This window comes from Streptomyces sp. NRRL F-2664 (assembly GCF_000719345.1).
GTDB lineage: Bacteria > Actinomycetota > Actinomycetes > Streptomycetales > Streptomycetaceae > Streptomyces.
Genome location: NZ_JOFX01000030.1, coordinates 21,467 through 33,847 on the forward strand (window position 1 = coordinate 21,467; position 12,381 = coordinate 33,847).

The window sequence follows — 12,381 nt, forward strand, 5'->3', positions numbered from 1 at the left end:
GTCAGCCCTGGTCGGCTGCATCCGCGTCCTCGCCGGACGGCTTGTCGCCCTCCGCGGACTCGGACTTGGGGGCCGCGCCCGGCTGGGGCTCGGCCACCGCGACCCGTGCGGGACGGATCGTACGCTCGCCGATCCGGTACCCGGGCTGCAGGATCGCCACGCAGGTCGTCTCCGTGACGTCCGGCGCGTACGAGTGCATCAGGGCCTCGTGGACCGTCGGGTCGAAGGGCTCGCCCTCCTTGCCGAACTGCTGCAGGCCCATCTTGGCGGCGACCGTCTCCAGCGATTCGGCCACCGACTTGAAGCCGCCGACCAGCTCACCGTGCTCGCGCGCCCGGCCGATGTCGTCGAGCGTCGGCAGGAGCTCCGTCAGAAGGGACGCGACCGCGATCTCCTTGACGGTGACCCGGTCCCGCTCCACCCGGCGGCGGTAGTTCTGGTACTCCGCCTGGAGCCGCTGGAGGTCCGCGGTGCGCTCGCCGAGCGCGGTACGGGCCTGGTCCAGCTGCGCCAGCAGGGCCACATCCTGTGCGCTGTCCCCGGCCGGGGCCGCCCCCTCCGCCGTGTCGGCGGAGTCGGCGGCCTTCGGCTCGGCGTCGTCCTGAGCGGCGTCGGCGGGGACTTCGGGCTTCTCGTCGAAGCCCGGGGTCTCCTCCGACATCAGGCAGCGCCACCCTTCGGCTTCTCGTCGTCGACGATCTCGGCGTCGACGACGTCGTCGTCGGCCTTGGCCTGGCCCGCGTCACCGGCGGCACCGGCGGCGCCCTGCGCGGCCTGCGCGTCGGCGTAGATCGCCTGGCCGAGCTTCTGGCTGACCGCGGCGAGCTTCTCGGTCGCGGTGCGGATCTCGCCGGTGTCCTCGCCCTTGAGCTTCTCCTTCAGCTCGGCGACGGCGGCCTCGACCTCGGTCTTGACCTCGGCCGGGACCTTGTCCTCGTTGTCCTTGACGAACTTCTCCGTCTGGTAGACGAGCTGCTCGCCCTGGTTGCGGGACTCGGCGGCCTCCTTGCGGCGCAGGTCCTCCTCCGCGTACTGCTCCGCCTCCTGGCGCATGCGGTCGACCTCGTCCTTGCCGAGCGAGGAGCCGCCGGTGACGGTCATCTTCTGCTCCTTGCCCGTGCCGAGGTCCTTCGCGGTCACGTGCATGATGCCGTTCGCGTCGATGTCGAAGGAGACCTCGATCTGCGGGACGCCACGCGGGGCCGGCGGCAGGCCGGTCAGCTCGAACATGCCGAGCTTCTTGTTGTACGCCGCGATCTCGCGCTCGCCCTGGTAGACCTGGATCTGCACCGACGGCTGGTTGTCCTCGGCCGTCGTGAAGATCTCGGACCGCTTGGTCGGGATCGTGGTGTTGCGCTCGATGAGCTTGGTCATGATGCCGCCCTTGGTCTCGATGCCGAGGGACAGCGGGGTCACGTCGAGGAGCAGGACGTCCTTGACCTCACCCTTGAGGACACCGGCCTGGAGGGTGGCGCCGATGGCGACGACCTCGTCCGGGTTGACGCCCTTGTTGGCGTCCTGACCGCCGGTGAGCTCCTTGACGAGCTCGGCGACGGCCGGCATGCGGGTGGAGCCGCCGACCAGGACCACGTGGTCGATCTCGGACAGCTGGATGCCGGCGTCCTTGATCACGTTGTGGAACGGGGTCTTGCAGCGGTCGAGCAGGTCCGCGGTGAGCTGCTGGAACTGCGAGCGCGTGAGCTTCTCGTCCAGGTGCAGCGGGCCCTCGGCGGACGCCGTGATGTACGGCAGGTTGATCGTGGTCTCCGTGGAGGAGGACAGCTCGATCTTCGCCTTCTCGGCGGCCTCGCGCAGGCGCTGGAGCGCCATCTTGTCCTTGGACAGGTCGACGCCGTGGCCGTTCTGGAACTGCTTCACCAGGTAGTCGACGACGCGCTGGTCCCAGTCGTCACCACCGAGGTGGTTGTCACCGTTGGTGGCCTTGACCTCGACGACGCCGTCGCCGATCTCCAGGAGCGACACGTCGAAGGTGCCGCCACCGAGGTCGAAGACGAGAATGGTCTGGTCGTCCTTGTCGAGACCGTAGGCCAGGGCGGCGGCGGTCGGCTCGTTGACGATGCGCAGGACGTTCAGGCCGGCGATCTCGCCCGCCTCCTTCGTCGCCTGGCGCTCGGAGTCGTTGAAGTAGGCCGGGACGGTGATGACCGCGTCCGTGACCTTCTCACCCAGGTAGGCCTCGGCGTCGCGCTTCAGCTTCTGCAGGATGAAGGCGCTCATCTGCTGCGGGTTGAAGTCCTTGCCATCCAGGTTGATCTTCCAGTCAGTGCCCATGTGGCGCTTGACGGAGCGGATGGTCCGGTCCACGTTCGTGACCGCCTGGCGCTTGGCGACCTCGCCGACGAGGACCTCGCCGTTCTTGGCGAAGGCGACGACGGACGGCGTGGTCCTGGCGCCCTCGGCGTTGGTGATGACGGTGGGCTCGCCGCCTTCCAGAACGCTGACGACGGAGTTAGTGGTGCCCAGGTCGATGCCGACCGCACGTGCCATTTCGATTCCTCCAGCTGACTTGAGTGGAACAGACTCAACCATGCCGCATCGGTGCGCGCGCGTCAACAGAACTGAGCCGGGTCGACTCAACCTTTAGGTGGGTCTTACGCGCAACCCATAGGCCCTCGCCCCGGCGCGGCATCGGGGCGGAGTGCCTGACGGCGCTCCTGAGGGCATGCCGCGCGGGGCGTCCTCCGAGGGCGGCCCCGACGGCCGAACGGGGCACCCGGGCCGCGCGCCACCGCACCGCCGCCGGAGCGATGCGGCAGCGTGCTGGCATGCCCCTCACGCTCACCGCCCCCCGCCTGCGGGTCCGGGTGCCGGCCGCCCCACCGGCGAAGCGGGTGCTGGACCTCGTCGGGGCAGCCCTCCTGCTCGCAGCCCTCACCCTGCCCCTCGCGGCCGCCGCCGCCCTGCTGTTCGCGGCCACCCGCCGGCGCCCCTTCGTACGGGCGGCCGCGACGGGCCTGGCCGGGCGGCCGTTTCGGACCTGGCGCTTCGACACCGCCGCGGCGGGGCGGGCGGGGGCCCTCGTGGAGCGGTGCGCCCTCGACGCGCTCCCCCAGCTGCTGAACGTGGTCCGCGGCGAGATGTCGCTGGTCGGCCCGCGCCCGGAGGCCGGTACGGACCGCCCCGACCGGCTCCTCGTACGTCCCGGAATGACGGGTTTGTGGCAGGTGAGTGCTCGCTCCGACCTACCCTGGGAGGAGATGGGGTTGCTCGACCGGCATTATGTGGAGAACCACTGGCTGGGGATGGACCTGGCGATCCTGGCGCGGACCCCGCGGGCGGCCTACCGACAAAGGCTCGCCTGAGCGACACAGATCACCGCACGCTCCGCTACATTGCGGCGTCGGGAATGGGTAACCTCAAGCCTTGACTTCATAAGTTACCGCTTAGTAAGTGCCGCCCGAGGAGCCCTCCCATGCAACTCGCCGCGATCATCGTGTCGCTGGTCCTGACCGTGGTCGGCGTCGCGCTGCTCGCACGAGCCGTGGCGCAGATCTACCGCTTCGTGAAGATCGGTCAGCCCGTGCCGGCAGGCAGCCGCACGGACGACCCGAAGGCCCGGACGATCACTCTCGTCCGGGAGTTCCTCGGCCACAGCCGCATGAACCGCTGGGGCATCGTCGGCTTCGCCCACTGGTTCGTCGCGATCGGCTTCCTGACGCTCCCGCCGACCCTCGCGCAGGCCTACGGCCAGCTCTTCCAGGCCGACTGGACGCTGCCGGTGCTGGGCGGCTTCCTGCCGTTCGAGCTCTACATCGAGTTCATCGGCCTGATGACGGTCGTCGGCATCCTCATCCTGATCGCGATCCGCCTGCTCAGCCTGCCCTCCCGGGCCGGCCGCAAGTCGCGCTTCGCCGGCTCCAAGGCCTGGCAGGCGTACTTCGTCGAATACATCATCCTCACCATCGGCCTCGCGATCCTGTGCCTGCGCGGCCTTGAGGGCGCCATCCACCACGTGGACAGCTGGGAGCCGGCGTACGCCATCTCGTACCCCCTGGTCACGGTCTTCGACGGGCTGTCGGCGAGCGCCCTGCAGAACGCCATCTACTTCACCGCGATGATCAAGATCGGCACCTCGCTGATCTGGATGATCGTGGTCTCCCTGAACACCAACATGGGTGTCGCCTGGCACCGCTTCCTGGGCTTCCCGAACATCTGGTTCAAGCGGAACGCCGACGGCGCGTCCGCGCTGGGCGCGCTCCAGCCGATGACCAGCGGCGGCAAGGAGATCGACTTCGAGGACCCGGGCGAGGACGACAACTTCGGCGTCTCGCAGGTCGAGCAGTTCTCCTGGAAGGGCATCCTCGACTTCTCCACGTGCACCGAGTGCGGCCGCTGCCAGTCGCAGTGCCCCGCCTGGAACACGGGCAAGCCGCTGTCCCCGAAGCTCCTGATCATGTCGCTGCGCGACCACGCGCACGCCAAGGCCCCGTACCTGCTGGCCGGCGGCGGCAAGACGATGGAGGGCGAGGAGAAGGCGTCGGCCGAGCAGCTCGCCGGCGTGCCGGCGGCCGCGCTCGCCGAGGCCGAGCGCCCGCTGATCGGCACGGTCGAGGAGAACGGCGTCATCGACCCGGACGTGCTGTGGTCCTGCACCACCTGCGGTGCGTGCGTGGAGCAGTGCCCGGTCGACATCGAGCACATCGACCACATCGTCGACATGCGCCGCTACCAGGTGATGATCGAGTCCGCGTTCCCGTCCGAGGCGGGCACGATGCTCAAGAACCTGGAGAAGAAGGGCAACCCCTGGGGCCTGGCGAAGAAGCAGCGCGTCGAGTGGACGAAGGAGGTGGACTTCGAGGTCCCGATCATCGGCAAGGACGCGGAGGACCTCTCCGAGTTCGACTACCTCTACTGGGTCGGCTGCGCCGGCGCGCTGGAGGATCGGGCCAAGAAGACCACGAAGGCCTTCGCGGAGCTGCTGAACATCGCGGGCGTCAAGTTCGCGATCATGGGCGGCGACGAGAAGTGCACCGGTGACTCGCCGCGCCGCCTGGGCAACGAGCCGCTGTTCCAGCAGCTGGGCCAGGAGAACGTGGCCATGCTGAACATGGCGTTCGGCGAGGACGACGACGACCCGTCGACGAAGAAGCCGAAGTCGGCGAAGCGGATCGTCTCGACCTGCCCGCACTGCTTCAACACCATCGCGAACGAGTACCCGCAGCTGGGCGGCGAGTACGAGGTCATCCACCACACGCAGCTGCTCCAGCACCTGATCGACGAGGGCCGGCTGACGCCGGTGACGCCGGTCGACGGCCTGATCACGTACCACGACCCGTGCTACCTGGGCCGGCACAACAAGGTCTACACGCCGCCGCGCGAGATCATGTCCGCCGTGCCGGGGCTGCGGCAGCAGGAGATGCACCGCCACAAGGAGCGGGGCTTCTGCTGTGGCGCCGGTGGCGCGCGGATGTGGATGGAGGAGCGGATCGGCAAGCGCATCAACAACGAGCGCGTCGACGAGGCCCTGTCCCTGAACCCCGACATCGTCTCGACCGCGTGCCCGTTCTGCCTGGTCATGCTGACCGACTCGGTCAACGGCAAGAAGAACGAGGGCCAGGCGAAGGAGTCCGTGCAGGTCGTGGACGTGGCCCAGCTGCTGCTGGAGTCGGTCAAGGCCCCGGGCCCGACGGAGGCCGAGCTGGCCGCGCTGGCGGCTGAGGCGGAAGCCGAAGCGGCGGCCGCGGCCGCGGCCAAGGCGGCCGAGGAAGCGAAGGCGAAGGCCGAGGCGGAAGCGGCGGCTGCGGCGAAGGCGGAGGCTGAGGCGAAGGCAAAGGCCCAGGCGGACGCTGAGGCAAAGGCCGAGGCCGAGGCGGAGGCCGAGACGGCGGCGAAGACCGACGGCGAGGCGAAGGCAGCCACCGACTCCGAGGTCGAGGCCGCCGCGGAGGCGAAGACCGAAGCCGAAGCCGCCCCTGCGGCGAAGGCGGACGCCGAAACCAAGGGCGAGCCCGAGACCGGGGCGGCAAGCGCGCCCGCGGCGGAGTCGGAGTCGGCGGTCGACGCCGAGCAGGAGTCCGAGCCCGCGGCGGAGGCCCCGGCTGACGCCGACGCCGAGCCGAAGGCGAAGGCCGAGGACGCCAAGTAGCACATACCGGAACGGCCGGTCCCCACTCGGGGGCCGGCCGTTCCGGCGTTTCCCGTCGGCCCGGGCCTTGCCCGGAGGGCGGGGGCCACAGGCCCGACCTGGGCGCATTCTGTCGACAAAGCGATAAAAAACCACAGAAGGCCACGGAACTGTGCAGAACGGTCGTCCGTCCCTGCCGTCCCGTGAGGTGGGGACAACCCCCCGGGGATCCCCTAAGGGATGTCACAGGTCAGCCGCAAACACCGCCTCTTCCGGCTGCCCGGCCACCGGAGCCCGCCGGACCAGGTACGTTCGATCACGTGGCTGGATTCAGGATCGGACGCGGCCGGGACGACAACCGCGCTCCGCAACAACCCCCGCAGCAGCAGCAGTCGTACGGTCAGCAGCAACCGCCGCCGTACGGCGGTCCGCCGTACCCGCCCGTCGGCGGTCCGCCACCGCAGCAGCAGTGGCCGCAGCCGAACGCCGGCGGCCACGGCGAACCGGAGTACTTCGACCCGTACGGTCAGCAGCACCCGCACGCGCAGCAGCCCCCGTACGGCCACGGGGACGGCGGCAACTACGGCGGCGGCAACTACAACAACGACAACCCCGGCCACACGCAGGTCTTCGCCGTCGGCGAGGACCCGTACAGCCAGGGCGCGACCTACCACGCGGGCGCTGCCGCGGCGGCCCCGGCCGGTCCGCGGCTGCCGTGGAAGGAGCTCCTCCGCGGCATCGTGACGCGGCCGGGGCAGACCTTCCTGCAGATGCGCGACTACCCCGTCTGGGGTCCGGCGCTGATCGTGACCTTCCTCTACGGCCTCCTCGCGGTCTTCGGGCTCGACGACGCCCGCCAGGACGTGATCAACGCGACCCTGTCGCAGGCCGTCCCGATCGTGCTGTCCGCCGGTGTGGCCTTCGTCATCTGCGGCCTGCTCCTCGGCGCGGTCACCCACACCCTGGCCCGCCAGATGGGCGGCGACGGCAGCTGGCAGCCCACCGTGGGCCTGTCGATGCTGGTCATGTCCGTCACGGACGCCCCGCGCCTGCTCTTCGCCGTGTTCCTCGGCGGCGACAACATGGTCGTGCAGGTGCTCGGCTGGGCCACCTGGGTCGCCGCGGGCGCGCTTTTCACCTCGCTGGTCAGCAAGTCGCACGACCTGCCGTGGCCGAAGGCGCTGGGCGCCTCGGCGATCCAGCTGATCGCACTGCTGTCGATCATCAAGCTGGGCACCATCTGACGCACCTGCGCGGACCTGCACGCACATGCGGAAGGGGCCCCCGGCTGTCGCCGGGGGCCCCTTCCGCGTCACGACGTGAACGCGCCGGTCAGGCGTCGAGGACCTGGCCCTCGCGCTGGACGACGGGCGGCTCGACCGACCACGGGAAGTTGATCCACTCGTCGGTCTTCTTCCACACGTACTCGCACTTCACGAGGGAGTGGGACTTCTCGTAGATGACGGCGGAGCGCACTTCGGCGACGTGGCCGAGGCAGAAGTCGTGCACCAGCTTCAGCGTCTTGCCGGTGTCGGCGACGTCGTCGGCGATGAGGACCTTCTTGTCGGTGAAGTCGATCGCCTCGGGCACGGGCGCCAGCATGACCGGCATCTCCAGCGTGGTGCCGACGCCGGTGTAGAACTCCACGTTCACCAGGTGGATGTTCTTGCAGTCCAGCGCGTAGGCCAGGCCGCCGGCGACGAACACACCGCCGCGGGCGATGCTCAGGATGATGTCGGGCTCGTAGCCGTCGTCGGCGATGGTCTGCGCCAGCTCGCGCACGGCGGCTCCGAAGCCGTCGTAGGTCAGGTTCTCGCGTACTGCGTCGCTCATGCCTCGTGCCTCACCTGGGTGCGGTGGAAGTTCTGGAAGGAGCGCGAGGCGGTCGGCCCGCGCTGGCCCTGGTACCTGGAGCCGTACCGTTCACTGCCGTACGGGAACTCCGCGGGCGAGCTGAGCCGGAACATGCACAGCTGCCCGATCTTCATGCCCGGCCAGAGCTTGATCGGCAGCGTGGCCAGGTTCGACAGCTCAAGGGTCACGTGCCCCGAGAAACCGGGGTCGATGAACCCGGCGGTCGAGTGCGTCACGAGACCCAGACGGCCCAGGCTCGACTTGCCCTCCAGACGGGAGGCGATGTCGTCGGGCAGCGTGATGACCTCGTAGGTCGACGCGAGGACGAACTCACCGGGGTGCAGGATGAACGCCTCGTCCCCCTCGGGCTCGACCATCCGGGTCAGGTCGGGCTGCTCGACGGCGGGGTCGATGTGGGCGTAGCGGTGATTCTCGAACACCCGGAAGAAGCGGTCGAGACGCACATCGATGCTGGAGGGCTGCACCATCGCCTCGTCGAACGGGTCGATGCGCACCCGTCCGCTGTCGATCTCGGCCCGGATGTCTTTGTCAGAGAGAAGCACGTCCCGAGGATACGCAGAGCGCGCGGGCCACCCCCAATCGAGAGGGGCACGCCCGCGCGCCCGGCCGTACGTGCGGCGATCAGCGCTCGGCGCCCATCGCCCGGCGGCCATCCGTCAGCGGTCGGCGGTCAGCGCTTGGGCGCTCCGCCGACAGGCACGGCCTGCCGCAGCCGCGCGCACCGCGGACACCGCAGGAGCCGTCCTGGCCCGATCCGGCCGGCACCGAGGTGCTGCAGCGGGAAGGAGGCGGTACTGAAAACGTGCCCTTCGGCACAACGGACGACGGTGTGCTCCATCGAGTCCCTTTCCCCAACGAGCCGTACTGCGATGAATCGCCACATTAGGGGATGATCCGCACCCGCTCCAGCCGCCGCGCTCCGCACCCACGGTACGCCCAACTCCCGCCCTCTCATGCCCCGGTGTACGCGAAAGACACCGACGACCCCGCGGCTCGTACACCGGGGGTCGATCATGAGGTAGAGTGTGCAACGGTAGGGATCCAGGCAACTGGCCCTCTGCGCGGATGTAGTTTAATGGTAGAACATGAGCTTCCCAAGCTTATAGCGCGGGTTCGATTCCCGTCATCCGCTCCACAGCAAAGCCCCAGGTCAGCGACCTGGGGCTTGTTCGTTGTCCAGACCTCTCAGCCTGCGCCATGCCCTCCGGGTGCTCCACCTCGTGAAACGTCCTGCACGAAGGGTCTCGGCGCGCCCTCATGCGACCGGTCGCAACGTTGAACGCACTCCCAACTTTCCCGGCTAGCCGGCCGGTGTGGCGGGAGTGAAACGCTCCTCCTGCACCTCCCGAGGCCCCGACGGCGCTCCCTACCGAAGCGCAGGCGAGCTCGCCCGGAGTTTCCGGGTAGGCGGCACTCGGGCCAAAGGCCACGTCCGGCTCCCTGCCGGGGGCCGGAGCAGGCTCAGGGGTGAGCCCCCGCCCACCCGCGAAGAGACGCAGGCGCACCAGCACATCGCGGCGCCGAAGGCCACCGGCTCGGAGGAGCTGTGGCGTGCCGCGGGCGCGCTGTGGCTGCGGCGACGCCAGGAGACCACCCGAGGGGGCCAGGTCCGGGCCCAGGGCCTGCGCTACGCCGTCGAATACCTCGACAGTCTCCACCACAACGACTTCGAGTTCGCCGTACGGGACCTCGGGCCGGCCGGCAAGGGTCTGCGGTCGGCACCCCTGACCTCCAGGTCCTCAACGGCACCGGCCGCCAGGTACACGGCGGCGACGTCCTGGTCATGCTCACCAACGGCCGCTTCTCCCGGCCCGCCCTCGACTTCCACGTCCGCCATCCTGTGCCGTGACCACCAGCCGGCTCGGCGCGCGATCCGGCTCGTCATCGCGACCGCGATCGCGGAAGGCATGCTGCCTGCTCTTCAGGCGTCGCCGGGAATTCCGTGCCGACATATGCCTTTACGGTTTCGGCGATGAACTGCCGGCTACTGTCCGGACTCAACGCCTGGGCCTGCAAATGCGCATACAGGTCGCCGTAGAGCCGCACATCGGATCGTTTCTCCAGATAGAGGTCGCTGGTGAACCTCTCCAGATACACCACACTCACATCGGTCGCGTCGGGGAATTCGAGCAGGGAGAACTGTCCGGAGACGCCCGGGTGCGCCCCCACCTCGTAAGGGAGAACCTGCACGGTGATGTGCGGCTGGGCACCGAGGCTGTTCAGATGCTCCAGCTGTTCACGCATGATCTCGCGGCTGCCCACGACGCGCCACAGCGCCGCTTCGTCCAGTACGGCCCATAAGCGCAGCGGGTTGTCGGGGGCAGCCAGCCGTTCCTGACGTCGCAGCCGTACCTTGAGGCGTGTGGCGACCTGGTCGCCGGCGGCGTGAGGGATCGTTCCTGCGATGACCGCCCGGGCGTAGGCGGGGGTCTGCAGCAGGCCCGGGATCACCAGGGGCTCGTAGGTGCGGCTCGCGCAAGCCCCGGCCTCCAGACCGATGTAGGCGCCGTACGGGATGTCCCCGTAGGTGTTCCACCAGCCGAGTCGGCCCGATTCCCGGGCCAGCCGCATCAGGTCGTCGACGAGCTGCTGATCACGGACTCCGTACAGCAGGCAGAGGTCGCGCACGTCGCGGGGCTTGATGAGACGGCGGCCGTTCTCGAGGAGGCTGATCTTGGGCTGCGAGATCAGGAGCCGTTCCGCCACCTGCTGCGTCGTCATACCGCCGGCCTCCCGGAGCCGGCGTAGCTCCGCCCCCAACCTGCGCCTGCTGATGGTGGGATTGATGTCGACGCCCACGGGGTGCGCTCCTCCGCTCCGAGAACCTTGTTCCGCACGGCAGACTGCCATGCCCCAGGGGGAGTTGGATCCGTCTTGGGCCGTGTCGCGCCCTGCCTTCGACCCGGTTCGGTTCCGCCACCGCCTCATGGATTCTCGCGACCCGGACCGAGGATGCACAGAAATATCCACTTCCCCCACAAGGCCGATTAAGTCATTCACTATTTGTATTACCGGCCGCGTCGCAAATGGCCCGCGACACGGAAATGGCAAGCAAATCCCAGCCCCTTGCAGGTTTCTGCGTAATATGCCAGCGACAGCGAGGCGATCCTGTGCGGCCGAGGCCGTCAAATACGCCACCATCCACTCACGGGAGTTTGCCCTTGATGACGCTGAAGATCTCCGGCTCTGCGCCAAGACGCACGACACCGGCCTGGATCGCGACGGCACTCGCCGCGGTGATTGCCTCTGCCGTTGTTGCGGTGACGCCGACCCGGGCACATGCCATTGCAACACCCGTACCTCTGGGCACAGCCGCCAGCTTTGCCGTGCTGGCCGGCTCGGAGATCACCAATACCGGCCCCACGGTCATCACCGGCGACCTCGGAGTGAGTCCGGGAACGGCCATCAGCGGATTCCCGCCCGGCATCGTGAACGGCACCATTCATTCCGGCCCGGTCGACCCTGTGGGACTCCAGGCCAAGAACGACCTGGTCGTGGCGTACAACAACGCCGCTGGACAGTCCACGGACGCGATTCTTCCCCCGGACGCCGGAGGCCTGACGCTCGTTCCGGGTGTGTACACCGCCCCGTCCACTCTCGGACTCACCGGCACCCTCACGCTGGACGCCCAGGGTGATCCCAACGCCGTGTGGGTGTTCCAGGTCGGTTCGAGTCTGACGACGGCGAGCTCCAGCAGCGTGTCCCTCATCAACGGGGGATCGCCCTGCAACGTGTTCTGGCAGATCGGCAGTTCGGCCACGCTCGGCACCGAGACGGACTTCATCGGCACCATCATGGCCCTGACCTCCATCTCTCTGACCACGGGCGCGGACATCGACGGACGGGCACTGGCGCGCAACGGCGCGGTGACGATGGACACCAACGTGATCAACCGTGGATCGTGTGCCGCCGGCACCACCGGTGGAACCACGGGCGGTCTGGTCACGGGCGGCGTCATCGCCGGCACCACCACGGGCGGCGCCACCACGGGTAGCCCCACGACGGGCGGCACCACCACGGGCGGCCTCCTCGGCGGCGTACTCGGCGGGGCGACGACGGGCGGCGCCAATGGCGGCCTGCTCGGCGGCGTGCTCGGCGGAGTGACGACGGGCGGCGGCCTCATTGCGGGTACCACCACAAGTGGCGTAACGGGCGCGACGACCGGCGGGATCAACGGTGGCGCGACCGGCGGGATCAACGGTGGCGCGACCGGCGGCATTCCCAAGCCGCCCGACCTTCCCAAGCCGCCCGGCAAGCCCGGCCACGGGGATCACGGCGGGCCCGACGACGGGCACCCAGAGGGTCCTGACCACGGGAACCACGAAGGACCCGGTCACGGGAATCACGAAGGACCCGGCCACGGTCAGCCCGAGCCCGGCCACGGGGACGGCGATCAGTCCGACGGCTGGAACGGGTGACAC

At 69.1% G+C, this 12,381-nt stretch carries 9 protein-coding genes, 1 tRNA gene and 1 pseudogene; 5 read left to right on the forward strand and 6 right to left on the reverse strand.

What is annotated here, in order from left to right:
• Position 1: 1 nt before the first annotated feature.
• Together grpE and dnaK are read right to left on the reverse strand one after the other, a co-directional pair.
• Positions 2–661: a nucleotide exchange factor GrpE gene (gene grpE / locus IF89_RS0124110; RefSeq protein ID WP_030771817.1), complete on the reverse strand. Its 660-nt coding sequence runs from the start codon at positions 659–661 to the stop codon at positions 2–4.
• On the reverse strand, positions 661–2,508 hold the full coding sequence (dnaK, locus tag IF89_RS0124115; protein WP_030771819.1) for a molecular chaperone DnaK: 1,848 nt from the start codon (positions 2,506–2,508) through the stop codon (positions 661–663). The genes grpE and dnaK overlap by 1 nt, the downstream gene beginning before the upstream one ends.
• A 278-nt stretch (positions 2,509–2,786) precedes the next feature.
• Between dnaK and IF89_RS0124120 the strand changes: the two genes are divergently transcribed.
• The 3 genes and pseudogenes from IF89_RS0124120 (at position 2,787) to IF89_RS0124130 (ending at position 7,329) form a co-directional block, all read left to right on the forward strand.
• The gene (locus tag IF89_RS0124120; RefSeq protein WP_030771822.1) at positions 2,787–3,323 is read left to right on the forward strand and encodes a sugar transferase; all 537 of its coding nucleotides are present in this window, start codon (positions 2,787–2,789) and stop codon (positions 3,321–3,323) included.
• A 110-nt stretch (positions 3,324–3,433) separates the two neighbouring features.
• Positions 3,434–5,641: pseudogene (locus IF89_RS0124125) on the forward strand (4Fe-4S dicluster domain-containing protein); the annotation flags it as partial.
• Between the two features lie 764 nt (positions 5,642–6,405).
• Positions 6,406–7,329, forward strand: coding sequence for a Yip1 family protein (locus tag IF89_RS0124130; protein ID WP_030771828.1), 924 nt, complete (start codon positions 6,406–6,408; stop codon positions 7,327–7,329).
• 88 nt (positions 7,330–7,417) lie between these two features.
• On the opposite strand, the gene IF89_RS0124135 is transcribed toward IF89_RS0124130, so the two are convergent.
• From IF89_RS0124135 to IF89_RS47810, 3 genes are all read right to left on the reverse strand, one after another.
• Complete coding sequence (locus IF89_RS0124135) at positions 7,418–7,918, reverse strand: phosphoribosyltransferase (RefSeq protein ID WP_030771831.1); 501 nt, start codon at positions 7,916–7,918, stop codon at positions 7,418–7,420.
• The gene (gene dcd / locus IF89_RS0124140; protein ID WP_030771835.1) at positions 7,915–8,502 is read right to left on the reverse strand and encodes a dCTP deaminase; all 588 of its coding nucleotides are present in this window, start codon (positions 8,500–8,502) and stop codon (positions 7,915–7,917) included. Before dcd ends, IF89_RS0124135 begins: the two co-directional genes overlap by 4 nt.
• A gap of 128 nt (positions 8,503–8,630) precedes the next feature.
• On the reverse strand, positions 8,631–8,843 hold the full coding sequence (locus IF89_RS47810) for a hypothetical protein (protein ID WP_078628471.1): 213 nt from the start codon (positions 8,841–8,843) through the stop codon (positions 8,631–8,633).
• Between the two features lie 178 nt (positions 8,844–9,021).
• Between IF89_RS47810 and IF89_RS0124145 the strand changes: the two genes are divergently transcribed.
• Positions 9,022–9,095 (forward strand) — tRNA-Gly (locus tag IF89_RS0124145).
• A gap of 746 nt (positions 9,096–9,841) precedes the next feature.
• Here the strand turns inward: IF89_RS0124145 and IF89_RS0124155 are convergent.
• Positions 9,842–10,759, reverse strand: a complete 918-nt coding sequence (locus tag IF89_RS0124155; RefSeq protein WP_063831334.1) for a helix-turn-helix domain-containing protein — start codon at positions 10,757–10,759, stop codon at positions 9,842–9,844.
• 365 nt (positions 10,760–11,124) lie between these two features.
• On the opposite strand from IF89_RS0124155, the gene IF89_RS0124160 reads away from it, so the two are divergent.
• Entirely contained in the window at positions 11,125–12,378 is a 1,254-nt protein-coding gene (locus IF89_RS0124160; RefSeq protein ID WP_030771848.1) for an ice-binding family protein, read from the forward strand.
• Positions 12,379–12,381 lie beyond the last annotated feature (3 nt).

Excerpts from the sequence above, each read along its gene's own strand:
- IF89_RS0124135 (WP_030771831.1), bottom strand. The coding sequence starts at position 7,918 with ATGAGCGACGCAGTACGCGAGAACCTGACCTACGACGGCTTCGGAGCC.
- IF89_RS0124160 (WP_030771848.1), top strand. The coding sequence starts at position 11,125 with ATGACGCTGAAGATCTCCGGCTCTGCGCCAAGACGCACGACACCGGCC.
- grpE (WP_030771817.1), bottom strand. The coding sequence starts at position 661 with ATGTCGGAGGAGACCCCGGGCTTCGACGAGAAGCCCGAAGTCCCCGCC.
- IF89_RS47810 (WP_078628471.1), bottom strand. The coding sequence starts at position 8,843 with ATGTGGCGATTCATCGCAGTACGGCTCGTTGGGGAAAGGGACTCGATG.
- IF89_RS0124120 (WP_030771822.1), top strand. The coding sequence starts at position 2,787 with ATGCCCCTCACGCTCACCGCCCCCCGCCTGCGGGTCCGGGTGCCGGCC.
- dnaK (WP_030771819.1), bottom strand. The coding sequence starts at position 2,508 with ATGGCACGTGCGGTCGGCATCGACCTGGGCACCACTAACTCCGTCGTC.